Origin of the sequence: Pantoea sp. MBD-2R (genome assembly GCF_039134845.1) — a bacterium.
Taxonomy (GTDB): Bacteria; Pseudomonadota; Gammaproteobacteria; order Enterobacterales; family Enterobacteriaceae; genus Erwinia.
Genome location: NZ_CP152417.1, coordinates 662103 through 678944 on the forward strand (window position 1 = coordinate 662103; position 16842 = coordinate 678944).

At 55.3% G+C, this 16842-nt stretch carries 15 protein-coding genes and 3 tRNA genes; 11 read left to right on the forward strand and 7 right to left on the reverse strand.

Annotated features, from left to right (window positions below; translation table 11 throughout):
- Window positions 1-3 precede the first annotated feature (3 nt).
- The 3 genes from AAGQ96_RS03010 to AAGQ96_RS03020 all read right to left on the reverse strand — a co-directional run bounded on the left by AAGQ96_RS03010 (window position 4) and on the right by AAGQ96_RS03020 (window position 2900).
- Window positions 4-471, reverse strand: coding sequence for a YbaK/EbsC family protein (locus AAGQ96_RS03010; protein ID WP_147194842.1), 468 nt, complete (start codon window positions 469-471; stop codon window positions 4-6).
- Window positions 472-542: 71 nt separating this feature from the next.
- Entirely contained in the window at window positions 543-1337 is a 795-nt protein-coding gene (gene fhuF / locus AAGQ96_RS03015; RefSeq protein WP_342754814.1) for a siderophore-iron reductase FhuF, read from the reverse strand.
- A gap of 465 nt (window positions 1338-1802) precedes the next feature.
- Complete coding sequence (locus tag AAGQ96_RS03020; RefSeq protein WP_342754815.1) at window positions 1803-2900, reverse strand: GGDEF domain-containing protein; 1098 nt, start codon at window positions 2898-2900, stop codon at window positions 1803-1805.
- Between the two features lie 261 nt (window positions 2901-3161).
- On the opposite strand from AAGQ96_RS03020, the gene AAGQ96_RS03025 reads away from it, so the two are divergent.
- Complete coding sequence (locus AAGQ96_RS03025; RefSeq protein WP_342754816.1) at window positions 3162-3446, forward strand: DUF1435 domain-containing protein; 285 nt, start codon at window positions 3162-3164, stop codon at window positions 3444-3446.
- Between the two features lie 167 nt (window positions 3447-3613).
- Here the strand turns inward: AAGQ96_RS03025 and AAGQ96_RS03030 are convergent.
- From AAGQ96_RS03030 to rsmC, 4 genes are all read right to left on the reverse strand, one after another.
- Window positions 3614-3700, reverse strand: a tRNA-Leu gene (locus AAGQ96_RS03030).
- 34 nt (window positions 3701-3734) lie between these two features.
- Window positions 3735-3821, reverse strand: a tRNA-Leu gene (locus AAGQ96_RS03035).
- Between the two features lie 31 nt (window positions 3822-3852).
- A tRNA-Leu gene (locus AAGQ96_RS03040) sits at window positions 3853-3939 on the reverse strand.
- 172 nt (window positions 3940-4111) lie between these two features.
- Window positions 4112-5146 (reverse strand): 16S rRNA (guanine(1207)-N(2))-methyltransferase RsmC, encoded by a 1035-nt coding sequence (rsmC, locus tag AAGQ96_RS03045; protein ID WP_147194852.1) that lies wholly within the window; start codon window positions 5144-5146, stop codon window positions 4112-4114.
- Between the two features lie 192 nt (window positions 5147-5338).
- Here rsmC and AAGQ96_RS03050 point away from each other — a divergent pair, with 192 nt between their 5' ends.
- The 10 genes from AAGQ96_RS03050 to tssA all read left to right on the forward strand — a co-directional run bounded on the left by AAGQ96_RS03050 (window position 5339) and on the right by tssA (window position 16815).
- Window positions 5339-5758: a DNA polymerase III subunit psi gene (locus AAGQ96_RS03050; RefSeq protein ID WP_147194854.1), complete on the forward strand. Its 420-nt coding sequence runs from the start codon at window positions 5339-5341 to the stop codon at window positions 5756-5758.
- Window positions 5721-6161, forward strand: coding sequence for a ribosomal protein S18-alanine N-acetyltransferase (gene rimI, locus AAGQ96_RS03055; RefSeq protein WP_147194857.1), 441 nt, complete (start codon window positions 5721-5723; stop codon window positions 6159-6161). The genes AAGQ96_RS03050 and rimI overlap by 38 nt, the downstream gene beginning before the upstream one ends.
- A gap of 16 nt (window positions 6162-6177) precedes the next feature.
- Entirely contained in the window at window positions 6178-6858 is a 681-nt protein-coding gene (gene yjjG / locus AAGQ96_RS03060) for a pyrimidine 5'-nucleotidase (RefSeq protein ID WP_147194860.1), read from the forward strand.
- A 949-nt stretch (window positions 6859-7807) separates the two neighbouring features.
- Window positions 7808-8305 (forward strand): SH3 domain-containing protein, encoded by a 498-nt coding sequence (locus AAGQ96_RS03065; RefSeq protein WP_168199667.1) that lies wholly within the window; start codon window positions 7808-7810, stop codon window positions 8303-8305.
- A gap of 21 nt (window positions 8306-8326) precedes the next feature.
- Entirely contained in the window at window positions 8327-8836 is a 510-nt protein-coding gene (gene tssJ / locus AAGQ96_RS03070) for a type VI secretion system lipoprotein TssJ (protein ID WP_147194866.1), read from the forward strand.
- A 13-nt stretch (window positions 8837-8849) separates the two neighbouring features.
- Entirely contained in the window at window positions 8850-10205 is a 1356-nt protein-coding gene (gene tssK / locus AAGQ96_RS03075; protein ID WP_147194870.1) for a type VI secretion system baseplate subunit TssK, read from the forward strand.
- A gap of 1 nt (window position 10206) precedes the next feature.
- The gene (locus tag AAGQ96_RS03080; RefSeq protein WP_147194873.1) at window positions 10207-11442 is read left to right on the forward strand and encodes a DotU family type VI secretion system protein; all 1236 of its coding nucleotides are present in this window, start codon (window positions 10207-10209) and stop codon (window positions 11440-11442) included.
- A 3-nt stretch (window positions 11443-11445) separates the two neighbouring features.
- A complete protein-coding gene (gene tssM, locus AAGQ96_RS03085; RefSeq protein ID WP_342754817.1) occupies window positions 11446-15057 on the forward strand; it encodes a type VI secretion system membrane subunit TssM in 3612 nt (1203 codons plus the stop codon).
- 14 nt (window positions 15058-15071) lie between these two features.
- Entirely contained in the window at window positions 15072-15782 is a 711-nt protein-coding gene (gene tagF, locus AAGQ96_RS03090) for a type VI secretion system-associated protein TagF (RefSeq protein ID WP_147194879.1), read from the forward strand.
- A 13-nt stretch (window positions 15783-15795) separates the two neighbouring features.
- Window positions 15796-16815: a type VI secretion system protein TssA gene (tssA, locus tag AAGQ96_RS03095; RefSeq protein WP_147194882.1), complete on the forward strand. Its 1020-nt coding sequence runs from the start codon at window positions 15796-15798 to the stop codon at window positions 16813-16815.
- The last annotated feature ends 27 nt before the right edge of the window (window positions 16816-16842 follow it).

Sequence of the window (16842 nt, forward strand, 5' to 3'; positions counted from 1 at the left end):
CCCTTATTCAGGCAGCTGACAGACATCTACCCAGGTTGCTTCAGTCAGCTCTGCCATCAACGCTGGCGCGATGCGTACCGCGCTAAAAATCGAACCGGCGGCGGGCAACACCTCCGCGAAATCTTTTAGCGATACGTCGCAAAAAACCTGCAAAGGCGTTTCCAACCCGAAAGGGCAGACGCCGCCCACCGGGTGACCGGTCCAGCTCACCACTTCGTCGGTGCTGAGCATGCGTGCTTTTGCGCCCAGCATGGCTTTCAGTTTGCGGTTATCAAGGCGCGCATCGCCGCGTGTCACAATCAGCACAACCCGATCTTTCACCTTCAGCGAGAGCGTTTTCGCTATCTGGCCGGGCTTAACGTGATGGGCGCGGGCGGCCAGCTCAACGGTGGCGGTGCTTTCGGCCAGCTCAATAATACCAATATCAGGTGCGCGCTCGGCAAAAAACTGCCGTACAGACTCCAGGCTCATGCTTATCTCCCTCATTTTGAGGCGATAACGCTGCCACAGAGAAGCCGGGCTGTAAACGGATGGAGAAAAAATCAGACAGGTTTCAGCGTACAGTTGCCGCAGCGTTCTACATCCGGCAGACGATAGCGCTGGCAACAGGTGCGGCGCTGCATTTCACCGTCGCGCGGCAACATGGTGCGGTAGAAGGGATTATCAGAACCGTCGAGCAGCGAGCGGCTAAAGAAAAGAGCGTGTTCCAACTCTGCACGCAGCGCTTCACCCAACAGCGGTGCGAGTTCGCCCAGGAACCACCAGACGGCAAAGCCGCTGTTGCTCCAGATCAGTTTGCCGTTGATGTCGCCGTGGCGCTCAATGCCCTCAACTGCCGGGATAAGATGCTGCTGGATCAGGCGATCCATGCGGCGGCGCGGGCTGAGATAACGTGCCTCTTCATCTTCACGCGCGTCAATCCAGAAAGCCGCAGGGCGGCCGGTTTCGTGGAATTCAACGTGAATATGCTCTGGCGAACAGTCCAGCGCACGATTTTCCAGCAGCAGCGCCATCATCATTGGCGGCAGGATCAGGCCGAAATACCATTGTGCCCAGAGCGACTGCAAGGGTTTGTTCTCACGCGCCAGTCCGCCGTTATCACGATAGATAAAATCGCCGTAGCGCTGATTCAGGCGCGCAAAGTTTTCCGGTTGCGACCAGCGTTTCAGCGTCATACAGCCAGCCGGCGCTTCGCCGCCCAGCTTGATGGTATCGAGGAAATAAGCACGATGCTCACTGAACAAATCGCGCAGCGAGCTCGCCAGTGAGCGATCGCTTTGCAGGAAGATCAGCGGGTAAGAGCCATACTCAGATGCCTGACGCAAAATGGTGCTCATGAGGGGTTCCGCAATAAACCAAACAGGAAAACAAATGATAATCGTTCTTGATTGTATCTGAGGGGGATTGTGCAAACAAGCAGCATTTTTTGCGTTTAACAGCGGGCATGGCATAATCTAAAAGCCATAATAACAACAGGGAATAATCATGCTGTTTTAATGGAATTTAACGGTATTTAATCCATTTTCCGGGCTGACAGGCAATTTGTTGGAAAAGGTTTATTCTCAGGTAGCTAAAATTATCGCGGCATAAATCACTATTTAAGCAAAATTTGCTGTTAGCAATGCTGACAATTATTGGTGCCAGGCATGTTCGCCTTACTGGCCGAATTTAATCTGCAACAGAACATATTTACAGTTCGCAATTTAAAATAAGTCAAATAATACCTTGAAGGAAAAAAGAGGGGGGATAATAGCGGGGTATCAGGCGAGAACAGGCCCGGCTTCGCGCCGGGCCAGGCAATATTATGGCCCGTCGACAGTCTTACTAAGATCGCTCTGCGAAATAGCTGCATGAGAAAGAATATTATTTCGACCGCGGTTTTTGGCCAGATAAAGCGCGCGATCGGCATTGGTCAGTGCGCTGTCAAAATCATCCGCATGCAGGGGGGCAAAACCCGCGCTGATCGTCACGTGCGTCGCCACTCGCTCATTAAAAAGATGAGGAATGGACAATTCCTGCACGTACTGGCGGATGCGTTCAGCGAGCTTCATGGCAATCGACTCGTTCACGTTAGTGAGTAAAACCAGAAACTCTTCGCCACCGTAGCGCGTCACAATATCGCGGGAGCGGACAGCGTCACGAATGGCCACCGAAACCCTGGCCAGCGCCTGATCGCCCATGGCATGGCCGTAGTTGTCGTTATAGGCTTTGAAATGATCGATATCCAGCAGCAGCAGAAAGTGGCTGCCGGCGTGGTTGTCGAGGATATTCTTCAGGCGGCTTGCCAGGCCACGCCGGTTATACAGGCCGGTCAGCGGGTCAAGCATGCTCAGGTCGCTGTAGGTCTGTTTCTCTTCGTACAGCTGGCTCACCAGCCGACGGGTAAAGCGGTCGCGACGCTGCTGCATCAGGTGGTGCAGCGTAAAACCGGTCAGGGGCAGGATAATGGTGAACAGCAGCAGCAGCGTGTTCTCACCACGATCCAGCACAAGCACCGCCAGCGTTGGCGGGGCGATATGCAGGCAGAACGCCAGCAGATGATCGCCCAGCGCAATGGCGCTGATAAAAAAGACGCTGACCAGGCTGATAATCAAAAAGCTGCTGTCATAATAAAAGACAAGTTGATACTTAAATACAATTTGCCAGCTCCAGAGTAAACCGGTTATTGCCGCAGCGATATTTAAGGGTGGAAATTTGCGTCCGGGACGTAACAGCATCCATAACAATATTGTCACACTCAATAGTGCAATCACCAGCAGCGGCGGCGTGAATAAAAAAGGCGGGTTTTCCTCGTTATGATATAAATAAAAGAGCGATGTGGCTGTGTTTAAAAAAAGAAATAGCATCAGCGACAGCCGATGCTTGCTGTGAAGCAATTCATCATAGCTTTGTAATTTCATTATTTTTTACTCATGACTACCCTGTGAATATTCCCTGACGCAACCTGAAAGGCTGGCCTGATTTCAACCTGGAATAGTTTGAAGCTGATATTATTTGAATTTACTTAATAGTCGAACGCGGGCAATTTATCACTTTATGCCCTCACTGTCATCATCGAGTGTAAAGATTACGCAAAGCGCCAGCAAATTTAGCTGCAAAGTGATAAGGATTCTTATATGCTATTGGTAATCATTATCATTTAAAAAGGTGTGGATACGGCGATGCTGATAGCAATGATCACCGCGTGCGGACTGTGGGGGATAAGCTGGATGTTAAATAAACGACTGGATAGCGGATGGGGTGTCTTGCTTCCCTGCGCGATAATGCCACTGATTACGCTGCTGCACCTCTCCTTTGCCGAATGGCGGGTGGTGATGGTCATTGCCCTGTTGGCCACGGCGGTCATGCTTTACCACAAACGTCTGCGCCATTATCTGCTGCTGCCTTCCTGCCTGGCACTAGCGGGCGGCATGGCGGCGATTTCCATTAACTTCGGCACGCTATAACAGGTTCGGATTGATAAACGGAACGGTTCTGCAAAGATAAGCGGGATCGTGCGAATAAAAGCGTAAAAGCAGGAAAGTTTCAGAAGGTAAAACGAATTAATATTGCAGGAAAATCAGACTATTGCGGGAAAAACTGAGGGTATTGCAGTAAAAGCGGAGGTTCAACGTGGTGCGAAGAGAGGGACTTGAACCCTCACGTCCGTAAGAACACTAACACCTGAAGCTAGCGCGTCTACCAATTCCGCCACCTTCGCATCGTGTTGAACTTTTCTATTCATATCATCGCATTGGTGCGAAGAGAGGGACTTGAACCCTCACGTCCGTAAGAACACTAACACCTGAAGCTAGCGCGTCTACCAATTCCGCCACCTTCGCGCAGTGCGCATAACATGAATAACGTGGTTTTTGGTGCGAAGAGAGGGACTTGAACCCTCACGTCCGTTAAGACACTAACACCTGAAGCTAGCGCGTCTACCAATTCCGCCACCTTCGCGTACCGTCAATATAACAACGTTATATTGCAACCACGGAGGCGCATTCTAGAGATTTTCCCCGGTACGTCAACAGTTATTTAACTGCCGCAATACGATCGCTGTAAAAAGCGACACAAATCGCGCGATGGCTGACAACGTGCAGGTTCAGGGAGCATAAGCGCTCCCTGCTATTTAACGTTTTGCTTTCGCCGCCCGGGAATGCACGGCGCGGTAAACCTTGAAGCGGCCGTTCTGCGCCAGCACTTCGTGGTTGCCGAACGTCTCGTCCAGCACCTGTGCGTAAGGCAGGAAGGCGTTTGCCACGATGCGCAGCTCGCCGCCCATGTTCAGATGCTTAACCGCGCCGCGGATCAGCGTTTGAGCTGCATCCAGGCTGGTTTGCAGGCCGTCGTGGAACGGCGGGTTGGAGAGGATCATGTCGAAGCGACCGTTCACGTCGGAATAGACGTTACTTGGGTAAACGTCGCCTTCCAGATTGTTTGCCGCCAGCGTGGCCTTGCTTGCTTCTATCGCCGCCGCGTTAACGTCGGTCATCGTCAGACGGACTTTGGGTGAAAAACGGGAAAGCATCACAGAAAGCACGCCCGCGCCACAGCCCACATCCAGCACTTTACCTTTCGTGTGCGGCTGTAGCGTGGAAAGCAGCAGGTTACTGCCCGTATCCAGACCGTCACGGCTGAACACACCCGGCAGTGTTTTGATGGTCAAATCGCCCAGCGGATATTCATTCCAGTATGCTTCTGCATCAAAGGACGGTTTTGCCTCAAGGCGGCCATGATATAAACCGCAGCGACGCGCGCTGTCGATTTTGGTCAGCTGCGCCCATTCCTCTACCATCTGTTCTGCGCTACGCACGCCGCTGCGGTTTTCACCGACGATAAACAGATCGCTGCCAACGGGCAGCAAAGAAAGCAGATTTTCCAGCTGGAACTGGGCTTCTGGCTTGTTCTTCGGCCAGAAGTAGATCAGCGTATCGCAGTCGGCAACCATTTCTGCCGTCGCCACCAGACCATAGCTGGCGTTTTCCGCCAGCGTACGGCTGAGGATCTGCCAGTGATGAAACTGCTGGGTATGTACCCGGCTCAGCGCGGTATCCAGTTGGGCGGGCAGGTCATCCTGCAGGTCGCCAGCAAACAGTACGCGGCGTTGAGTAAATTCATCACTGTGGCGCAGTATAACTTCACTGGCCGGGGTAAATGCAGACATCGGTGGCTCCTCATAAATCAGAGCGGCGATTATACCGAAATTTATCGGCGTTGCAGCATGACAGCGAGAGAATGCTTTTTGCGCACTGTCGCCGCCCGCTGTAAGCGCGCCTTGGGTGCGGGGTTTGTTGGCGCGGATGCCATTGGTTTGCTAGCATAGCCCGCATCTTGGGCGACCAGACGGGGAATAAAGATGTCTTCCAGACGTGACTGGTTATTACAGCAAATGGGTATTACGCAGTATACGCTGCGGCGTCCGGGTGCTTTACACGGTGAAATAGCCGTATCGCTTAGTGGGCAGACTCGCCTGCTGATCGTGGCCGATGTGCCGCCTTTGTTAACCGATCCTTTCATCAGCGATGTGCTCTCTGCCATGCAGATGCGCACGCATGAAGTGGTGGTCCTTACGCCGGAACAGTTAATGATGCTGCCTGACGACACCCGCTGCACCAGCTGGTGCCTGGGGTTGGACGCACCCATTAACGTGCCTGGTTCACAAATCGCTTCGCCCGTTCTTGCGGAGCTTTACCATAATGCCAGCGCCAAACGCGCGTTGTGGCAGCAGATCACCCACTATGAAGCAGATTTCTTTACTGACACCGCAAGACCTTGACCGCGCTTTTGCCATTGAGCAGCGCAGCCATGCTTTTCCCTGGAGTGAAAAAACGCTGGTCAGCAATCAGGGCGAACGTTACCTCAACTACCGGCTTGATGTCGGTGAACAGATGGCGGCCTTTGCCATTACGCAAGTGGTGCTCGACGAAGCGACGCTGTTCAATCTGGCCGTCGATCCGGCTTTTCAGCGTCAGGGGCTGGGCCGGGAACTGCTGCAACATCTGATTAGCGAACTGGAAGCACGCGGCATTCTGACGTTATGGCTGGAGGTTCGCGCCTCGAATCGCCCGGCTATTGCGCTGTATGAACAGCTCGATTTCAATGAAGTCTCGGTGCGCCGCAACTATTACCCAACCGCAGATGGCAAAGAAGATGCCATCATTATGGCGCTGACGATTTAACAAGGGCTTTTGAACAATGCTTAAAGACTGGGACTGGATCTTATTCGACGCGGACGACACGCTGTTTCACTTTGACGCCTTCGCAGGTCTTCAGCGTCTTTTTCAGCAGTACGACGTGCATTTTACAGCAGAAGATTACGACACTTACCAGTCGGTTAACAAACCGCTGTGGGTGGAATATCAGAATGGCGCCATCAGTGCGATGCAGCTGCAACACCAGCGTTTTCAGGGCTGGGCCGATAAACTCAACGTGACGCCGCTGGATTTGAACAATGGCTTTTTACGTGCGATGGCCGAGCTGTGCCTGCCGCTGACGGGCGCAGTCAATCTACTCAATGCGCTGAAAGGGCGCGTGAAGATAGGGATTATCACCAACGGTTTCACCGCGCTGCAACAGACGCGCCTGGAACGTACGGGTTTTCTGGAGTATTTCGATCTGCTGGTGATTTCTGAACAGGTGGGGTACGCCAAGCCGCATCCGGCGATCTTCGATTATGCGCTGGAGAAAATGGGCAATCCCTCCCGCCAGCGCGTAATGATGGTAGGCGACAACCCGGACTCGGATATCTTAGGCGGCATCAACTCAGGATTAGCCACTTGCTGGCTAAACGCGGATAACCGCCCGCTGCCTGATGGCATCAGCCCGGACTGGCAGGTAAGCACGCTCGCCGAACTGCAAGAGATTCTGATCGCTTAAGTGTACATTTTGCCAGGTAAAACGCACATAAAGCTAAATTTTTAGCAGCATATTGTTCGTTATGCTCTCAGGGGCATTTCGAGCAATATAATCCACTGAATTTTCCCGTCACCAAAAACCCTTTCCCATTTCTGTTACAACTCAGGTCCATTAACTAACATTGTTATATAATATTTAGTTATTACATATCTTAATTTTAATAACCAGTTTAAATAAACTGGCTGAGTTTTAAGCAATAAATGCAGGATAGTCCTGGTAAATGCGTGCCATTTATGCAGAATTTACTTTATTTTTTTAACATTAGTAAGGCTAATGTTTTCAAATGTAAATGCGAATCGTTGAATAATTGGAAGGACACTGTAAACTTGCCGAAAAAAAGGGTTAAAACTGTACTTTCGGTCAGGGATGGATTGCGATTGCACCATCTCGTGCGGTAGCTATGGTATCGGTTTCTAAGCAGTAACTGCCTGTATTTGCGCTGTTAAGATGTCATGTAACACAGAGTGACTGATTTTCAGCTGGCAACTCCCCCCGAAAAAAATTACCCCTGAAATAATTGTATTTAGCAATAATTGTACTACTTTAGCGCTCAAAGAAAGGCTGCGAAGCTATCGGTAGTGCATGCAGCGGTAAATAAATTGCTATAACAGTATCAATTTTGCCCCCGGTTACTTCACAATTATCTGGCTAATCGTGATGCTGCGGCGAATTTTTGTTAACAAAAATGCGCAATCTGTGTGGCCCGAAGGCGATGGCCTTTGTGGGCACAGTCGTTTTGACTGTTTTTTATTCTGGTACGGCCAGGGTGTTACAGAATCCGATCCCGCTCCGCCATTCAACGCGCCTTTTTTGAAAAAAATCGCCTCGTGCAGCACGGTAAGGCGGTATAAGATTAAACATTTCCAGCCCCTAAAACGTCTTTTTAAACAAAAACTTCATGAGGAATATGGTGAAAATTCGAATTGCATTAAGCCTGCTTTTTGTTTTGACGGTTGCCGGATGTAAAGCCCCACCGCCACCGATGACGGACGACACAATCGTTTCCACCACCGTTGATGGCGTCAAACTGACCTATCGTCATGCGGTACAGCCGCCGCTAAGCTTCACGCCGGTCAACGAAGAGTACCGCGCCCTGTACGCCGCTTCTGTTATGACGCGTCCTGACTTTGGCGGCAAGCTGGTGACGAACCTGGAAAACGGCAAGCCTTATACCGTGCTGGGTACGGTTGAAAACAACTGGTTTGCTATTGCTGAACAGGGCGAAGAGCAGATGATCGGTTATGTGCCGCTGCGCGCCGTGGTTAAAAGCGATCTCTACGACAAAACGATCAAAGCCGACTCCCGCCGTAAACGCGTTCGTGCAAGCACTAAAAAAACCTGCGTCGCCGTAGATGGCGCCAGCAAAGCCTGCCAGAACAACACCAGCGGGACCTGGGTCATCGACTGATAACGGGCCAGTGGCCACATTATGAAAAAATGTCTTTTTTGGCGCCTGAGTATTCAGGCGTTTTTCCTGATGGCATTCAGCGTGCTGACGGGCTGCACTTCACACAGCGTACCAACTCACTACAGCCTGGCGTTTCAGAGCCATCCGCAGACCAATAATGCCGCGCCGCTTAAGGTACGTTTATTGCTGCTTCGCTCCGACGCCGATTTCATGTCTGCCGATTTTTATTCGCTGCAAAACAGCACGGCGGCCCTGCTGGGCGGCAATCTGCTCTACAGCGAACAATTCTTCCTGATGCCCACAAACAGCAGCAAAACCGTTACCGTGCCCGCCGCGCCAGAGGCCCGCTATATCGGCATTCTGGCCGAATATCAGACCCTGGATGGCAAAAAATGGCGCCTCTCGCTGCCGCTGTCCGCCACGGGTAGCAGCACGCCCGAAGCCATCTGGCAAGCGTCGTCGGATGAACTGAAGGTCAATATCAGCGCTGACGCCGGCGGCTTGCGTGTCGTTCGCGCCTCCCTGCCATAAAACGGAAGTCATTATGAATAAAGCAGAAAAAGTGGTCTGGACCGAAGGCATGTTCCTGCGCCCGCACCATTTCCAGCAGGCAGAAAGCCATCTGCAAAGTACGCTCATCAACTGGGGAATGACCCAGCGTCCGTACCTGTGGGGCTTTTTAGATTTTGAAATTGATGAAGGGATGCTTCGTCAGGGAAAAGTCGCGCTCAGTTCGGCGAGCGGGCTGCTGCCAGACGGCACTTTTTTCTCTTTTCGTGATGGCCGCAATGGCCCTGCACCGCTGGCAATCCCTGATAATCAGAACAATGAAAAAGTGGTGCTGGCGCTGCCTGCACGGCGTAACGGTCGCGAAGAGGTTATCTTCAGCGAAGCCGTGGACTCACTGGCGCGTTATGTCACCTTTGAGCAGGAAGTGGATGACTTCAATGCCGACGCGGTCAGCCCGGCTGCCGTACAGTTTGGTAAGTTGCGCCTGCGCCTGATGCTGGAAAGTGAACTTTCCGCAGAGTGGACGGCGATGGCTGCCGTCAGAGTGGTGGAAAAGCGTAGCGATAATCAGGTACGTCTGGACAGCAGCTATATTCCGCCGATGCTCAACTGCATTGCGCATCCGCAGCTGTACGACTACCTCAGCGACATGCCGGGCCTGTTGAAACAGCGCAGCCAGCAGATTGGGCAGCGGCTCCAGCAGCCGGGCCGTTTTAACACCGCTGATATGGTCGATTTTATGCTGCTGGCGCTGGTGAATCATCACCTTGGCCACGCCAGCCATCTGAAAAATCTGCCGCTACTGCACCCTGAAGCGCTGTTCGCCAACTGGCTGGCGTTTGCCTGCGAGCTCAGCAGCTATACGCCGCAGCGTTTCCCGGATGCCACGCTGCCGGTCTACGACCATGACGATCTGGCATGGTGCTTTGGCAAACTGATGCTGATGCTGCGTCAGGGGCTGTCGCAGGTGCTGGAAGAGAACGCCATCCAGCTGCCGTTAACCGAGCGCTCTCACGGACTGAACGTTGCCACGGTGCCGGATACCTCCATGGTGCGCGAGTTCGGCTTTGTATTGGCCGTTCGCGCCAACGTGCCGGGCGAAGCGCTGCTGACCCATTTCCCGGCGCAGATGAAAGTCGCGCCCGTGACCAAAATTCGCGATCTGGTGCAGCTTCAGCTGCCCGGCATGGTGCTGCGCGCAATGCCTGTCGCCCCGCCGCAAATTCCGTGGCACGCCGGTTACAGCTACTTTGAGCTGTCGAAAGAGAGCGAGCTGTGGCAGGAGATGGAAAAATCCGGCACGTTCGCGCTTCATCTCGCCGGTGAATTCCCCGGCCTGACGATGGAGTTCTGGGCGATTCGTAGTCATTCAGCTGGCCTGGAGCGATAATATGCAGGAACGACAGGCCACCGCCCAGAGCGACCTCTTTTCGGGCGCGGGCAGTAACAATCCGCTGGTTGCGGCGGCAAATCCCTTACTGAACGCCATCCCTCAAATCCGCCATTCGGTGACGCACGCCGATCCCGCCGGTTTACGCCAGCGGTTAATCGACGAGATGCGCCAGTTTGAAATGAACTGCCAGCGCGCCGGGCTACCCTATGAAGTGATTATCGGCGCACGTTACTGCCTGTGCACCGCGCTGGACGAAGCCGCCGCGCTAACGCCGTGGGGCAGCCGTGGCGTCTGGCCGGGGCAGGGGCTACTGGTCACCTTCCATAACGAAACCTGGGGCGGCGAGAAGTTTTTCCAGCTGCTGGCCAAGCTGTCGCAGAACCCTCGCGAACAGATTGTGCTGCTGGAGCTGATCAACTTCTGCCTGCAACTCGGTTTTGAAGGGCGCTACCGCGTACTGGACAACGGTCGTTCGCAGCTGGAAACCATCAAGCAGCGCCTGTTGCAGATGATCCGTTCAGTGCGTGGCGGCTATGCACCGCCGCTTTCGCCCCATCCGGAAGATCATCCGGTGACGCGCAAATTGTGGCGTCCGGTCGTGCCGCTGTGGGCTTGTACCGCGCTGGTCGGTTTCCTCGCCTGTCTGCTCTATATCCTGCTTAACTGGCGGCTGGGCGATGCCACCAGCCCGGTGCTGGCGGCGGTGTATCAAACGCCGCTGCCGGAAGTGACGATTCACAATCCGGCACCGCCTGCGCCAGCCGCGCTAAACCTGAAAGCGTTCCTGCGTCCTGAAATTGAACAGGGGCTGGTTTCGGTGAAAGACGAAGCGGATCAGAGCGTGGTGACGCTGAAAGGCGACGGCCTGTTTACCTCGGGTTCCACCGCCGTGCGTGGGCGATACGAAGAGGTGTTGGATCGCGTTGCCCAGGCCATGAACAACGTCAGCGGCCGCATCCTGGTGATTGGCTACAGCGATAACGTGCCGATCCGCAGCGCGCGTTTTGCTTCGAACTACGAGCTGTCACTGGCGCGAGCGCAGTCCGTTCAGGAACGGTTGCAGCAGAGTTTAGGTCAGCCGCAACGCGTGAAGGCGGAAGGGCGGGGAGAAACCAATCCGCTGGTGCCGAACACCACCGCAGAGAACCGCGCGCGTAACCGTCGTGTTGATATTACGCTGTTGGTCGCACCCGACAGCACCCGCGCGGAACTGACGTCGCAGCAAGGAAATTAACGGATGCTGAATATTCTTTTTGCCATCATGACCAACCGGCTGATGTGGGGATTTATCGGCATCACCGCGCTGTCGTTTATCATCTGGGTGATCGGGCCGGTGTTTTCGATTGTCGACTCCCGCCCGCTGGAGCCGGAAGTTAACCGCCAAATCAGTATCGCTTTGCTTTACATCGCCTGGGGTCTGAGCAACGTGGTGCCGCGCGTTTACAACGCCTGGCTGAACCGCAAACTGATGGGCAGCCTGAAAACCACGCCGGAAGATGAAGCCGGCGATCATAAACGTCTGACCAGCGAAGATCGCGTACTGGCCGAGCGCTTTAACGAAGCGCAGGAGCTGCTGAAAAAAGCCCACTTCAGCCGTGCCGGAAATCGCCGCTGGACGCAGCGCTTCAGCCGCCAGTACCTCTATCAGCTGCCGTGGTACGTCATTATCGGTGCGCCGGGCGCAGGTAAAACGACGGCGCTGGTGAACTCCGGCTTGCAGTTCCCGCTGGCGGATCGCTTCGGCAAGGCCGCACTGCGCGGCATCGGCGGCACGCGAAACTGTGACTGGTGGTTCACTAACGAAGCGGTGCTGCTGGATACGGCAGGGCGCTACACTACGCAGGAAAGCGATCGGCAGCAGGATGCCAGCGAGTGGAACAAATTCGTCGGGCTGCTGCGTAAATACCGTGGCCGTCAGCCGATTAACGGCGTCATCGTTACCGTCAGCGTTTCCGACCTGCTTTCTCAATCGGCAGAAGCGTCACGCGAGCAGGCGCTCTCGCTGCGCCAGAGGCTGATGGAGCTGCACGAACAGCTGGGGATCCGCTTCCCGGTTTACGTCATGGTGACCAAAACCGACCTGTTGAAAGGTTTTCGCGCTTACTTCGCCAAATTCGACAAAGCGCAGCGCGATCAGGTTTGGGGCTTTACCTTTCCGTGGGAACGTGCAAAGCATGCCGATTTCGATTTGCACAGCGCCTTCACGCAGGAATATGCGCTGCTTCAACAGCGTCTGGATGCCGGTTTGCCGGACACGCTGCTGGCGGAAAGCGACGCGCAGGCCCGCGCCGAAAGCTATCTGTTCCCGCAGGAGTTCGCCGCGCTGCGTCCTCTGTTGAACGACTATCTGGAAACGGTCTTCAGCCGCTCCAACTTTGAAACCCAGTTCTCGCCGCGTGGCATTTACTTTGCCAGCGGTACGCAGGAAGGCCTGCCGTTTGACCGCGTGATGGGCGAACTGACCCGCGCGCTGCATCTGCCACAGAGTGAAGGCGGCAACAGCGGCTCGTGGGACAACGTGAATAAAGAAGCGCCGATACCGGGCAACAAAGGCCAGAGCTTCTTCCTGAAAGATCTGCTGCAAAACGTCATTTTCCAGGAAGCGGGACTGGCGGGCAGCAATCGCTGGTGGGAACTGCGTAATCGCGCCGTGCTGTGGTCTGGCTATGTTGCGCTGGCCAGCGCGCTGGTGATTGCGGCGCTGCTGTGGAGCACCAGCTACAGCAACAACAAAAGCTATCTGGCGGAAGTGCAGGCTAAGGTGCCGCAGGTGGCGGCGCTGAGCAATCATTTGCAGACCGGCAATCTGACCGACCTGTATGCGCTGCTGCCTTATCTCAATGGCGTATTGCATCTGCCGGAAAGTGAAGATTTTGACCTGAACGATCCGCCGCTAACGCGCCGTATGGGGCTCTATCGCGGCGGTGAAGTCAGCGATGCGACGATGGCGTTGTATCAGAAATCACTGAAGCAGCTGTTGATGCCGCAGGTTGCCCAGCTGATCACCACCTGGCTGCGCAATGACAACGGCAGCGATGCGGACTACAGCTATGAAGCGCTGAAGGCGTATCAGATGCTTTATCAGCCAAAGCATTACGACGGCAAGTTCCTGCATGCGTGGGTGATGCTGAATATTCAGCGTAATCAGCCGCAAAACGTGACTCAGGCGCAGATCAAACAGCTCGACTGGCATCTGGCCCAGCTGCTGGAAACGCAGATTCAGGCCTCACCTTATGCAAAGGATGATGCACTGATAAAGCGCGAGCAGGCGCTGATTAATCAGATGCCGCTGTCGCAGCGCGTCTATGGCCGCCTCAAGCGCCTGCTGGAACGCGATGAAAGCCTGAAAGCGGTCTCGCTGGCTTCGCTGGGTGGCCCGCAGAGCGAACTGGTACTGTCGCGTAAAAGCGGCAAATCCATTAGCGACGGCATTCCCGGCCTGTTTACCCCGGAAGGCTATTGGAACAGCTTCGACAAAAAAATTGCCGCCGTGACCTCCGGGCTGCACAGCGATGACCAGTGGGTGCTTGGCGGTGCCGTGCAGGATGAAAACAAAGCGCAAACTGACTACGCGGTTCGCCAGCTCTATATGGATGACTACATCCGCCAGTGGGACGGGTTGCTCCAGGACATCCAGCTGAATAACAGCGCGGATTTGTCGCAGCGCATTAACACGGCACGGCTGCTTTCCAGCAGCAGTTCACCGTTGCGTAAACTGGTTATCAATCTCAGCCACTATCTGGTGCTGGATAAAGCGCTACCGGCCGGAGAGAAAACGAAAGGCGAGCAGCCTGCGCAAAGCAGCGCCAGCAGCACGCTGGAGGCGCTGTTCCATTCTCAGCAGGCCACCACGGCAGCAGCACAGCCACAAACGCCTGAGCAGACAGTGACTGCTCACTTTGCACCAATAAGCGAACTGGCGCAGCCGCTGGAAAAAGGCGGTAAAACCATCGCCTTTGACGATTTCCTCAAGCAGATCGATGACCTCTATCGCTACCTGACAGCGGTGCAGGATGCGGCCAACAGCGGGATGCCGCCGCCGGCCAGTGAAGCAATCAGTCGCTTGCAGGCCAGTGCCGGACGCCTGCCGGGTTCCTTGCAGAACATGTTTACCAGCATGGCGGTCGGGGCCAGCAGCGACACGCAGCGCCGCGATCTGGATAACGTGCGTAAACGCATTAACGTGGAAGTGGGCAGCTTCTGCCGTCAGGCGATTGCCGGTCGTTATCCGCTGTCGCGCTCTGGTCGCAGCGAAGTCACGCCGGACGATCTGGCCCGCATGTTTGCGCCAGGCTCCGGCCTGATGGACAGCTTCTTCCGCGACAACCTGGCGAACAAGGTCGATACCACGCAGGCTAACTGGCGCTTCACGCCGGGCATTGATGGCAAAACCTTGCCGGGTGGCGAAAGCGTGCTGCGGCCTTTCCAGCAGGCGCAGAATATTCGTGATGCATTCTTTGCTAACGGCGCCACCTCGCCTTCTTATCGCGTCACCATTCGTACCCTGCAAATGGATAACGACATCCTGACGCTGACGCTGGATGTGGACGGACAGCTGCTGCGCTACAGCCACGGCCCTCAGGCACAGCAGCTGATGAGCTGGCCGGGACCGGGTGGCACCAGTCAGGTACGCATGCAGCTCGGCTTAGCCAACGGCACCACGGCAACCTTAGTGACCAACGGTGCCTGGGCGCTGAACCGCTTCTTTGACCGCGCGCAGCTCTCATCGGGCAGCAGCGCGCTGAGCCGTCAGGCTACTTTTAACGCTAACGGGCACCGCGTGACGCTGGAATTTACGCCAAACAGCATCCGCAACCCGTTCCAGCTACCCGGCTTCAGCTGCCCATGATCAGGGAAAATACAATGAGTCAGACACCTGCACCTTGCTGGTATGGAAAACTGCCGAGCGGCGGTGATTTTATCAAACGCCGCTTCCCCGATGCGCTTTTGCAGCAGTGGACCCACTGGTTTCAGGTGGGGTTGCTGAACTGGCAGGAGAGCGAGCCGCCACGGGCCGAAGGGGAACGCCAGTTCAGCCAGGCACCAGTCTGGAACTTCATTGTTCCACCGATGCTGGGCAGCCAGCAGGTACAGATGGGCTGTCTGATGCCCGCCCGCGACAGCGTTGGCCGCCAGTATCCGCTTTGTGCCCTGATGACCTTCTCGCCGCAAAGCTGGACGCAGCAGCAGCTGGCGATGGCGGGCGACTGGTATCAGCAGCTGGGCCGCACGTTGCTGCACGCGGTGCGCAACGGCTTCTCTGCGGAACAGCTGGATCAGGCGCTGCTGACGATACCGCCGCCGCCGGTGCCGCAGCACAAGCCGCAGTCGGACATCCTCGATGTTATCGGTTATCAGGATGGTCACAGCACGCTGAGCTGGCGACGCGTTTCAGACTGCTTCGATCCGCAGCATTACACCAGTTTCTGGTGGACCAATCAGACCGACGGCTGTCCGCTTTACACCCACGTCCACAGCGGCAACTTTACCGGCCAGCTGTTCTCAATGCTGTTCGACCCGGCAGCGGGTGCCAAACCTGGCCGCCACGGTCTTTACCCGCCGATGTTTGAGTAATTAAGGAATCGCCATGAATATTGATGAGTTACTGGCTCCTGTCAGTAATGACCAGCCGTGTGGGGAGAACCTCGAGTATGACGCTGACTACATGGCTATGGAGCAGGCCAGCGCGGGCAAAGCGGAGCAGCAGTTTGGCGACACCATCATTCCTGCGGAACCCGCCGACTGGAACAAAGTTGAGAAGCTGGCCAGCGGCCTGCTGACCCGCACCAAAGACCTGCGCGTGATGCTGGCGCTGACGCGTGCCTGGACGCAGCTGCGCGGCCTGAGCGGCTATGCCGACGGCCTTCAACTGATTAAACAGTCGCTGCTGCTTTACTGGGAACCGCTGTGGCCGGTGCTGGAAGAGGACGGGCAGTACGATCCTTTTTACCGCATCAACGCGCTGGCGTCTCTCAGTGATAAGTCAGCACTAACGCTCGCTTTACGTCAGTCGCTGCTGCTGCGTAACGCCTCCGACCAGCTTTCCCTGCGTGATGCCTGTAGCCTGCTCGACGGCAGCAAAAGCGAATGTCCTGAATTTCCCGGCGGCAGCGCGCGGCTGCTGGATGAGCTTGCTCGCGGTGAACAACCGGGTATCGCCGCTATCCTCAGCATAAGTGAGCGGTTACAAACCATTCGTGAAACGCTGACTGAACACCTGGGCGAGAGCGGCGTGCCGGAAATGGAACAGCTGCTGAAAACGGTGAATACCGTGGCGCAGGCGTGTGAAATGACCGACCTCACTATGCTGATGCCCACCACCTCTACAGCAGAAGAGGCGGCAAGTGCGCCGCCGCAAAACCAGCCGGCTAAAGCACCTCGCGTGGAAGCGGACTGGCGCAGCGTGCAGCTCACCTCACGTGCCGATGCGCAACTGATGCTGGAAAAAGTGAAGCACTATTTTGTTCAGCACGAACCGAGCCATCCGGCACCGCTGATGATTGACCGCGTACAGCGGATGGTGGAAATGGACTTTATGAGCATTATTCGCGATCTGGCCCCGGACGGCGTGCATCAGCTGGAAAATATTTTCGGACGTCGCGACTGATAACCCTGACATTCCTCGCGCCTGCAC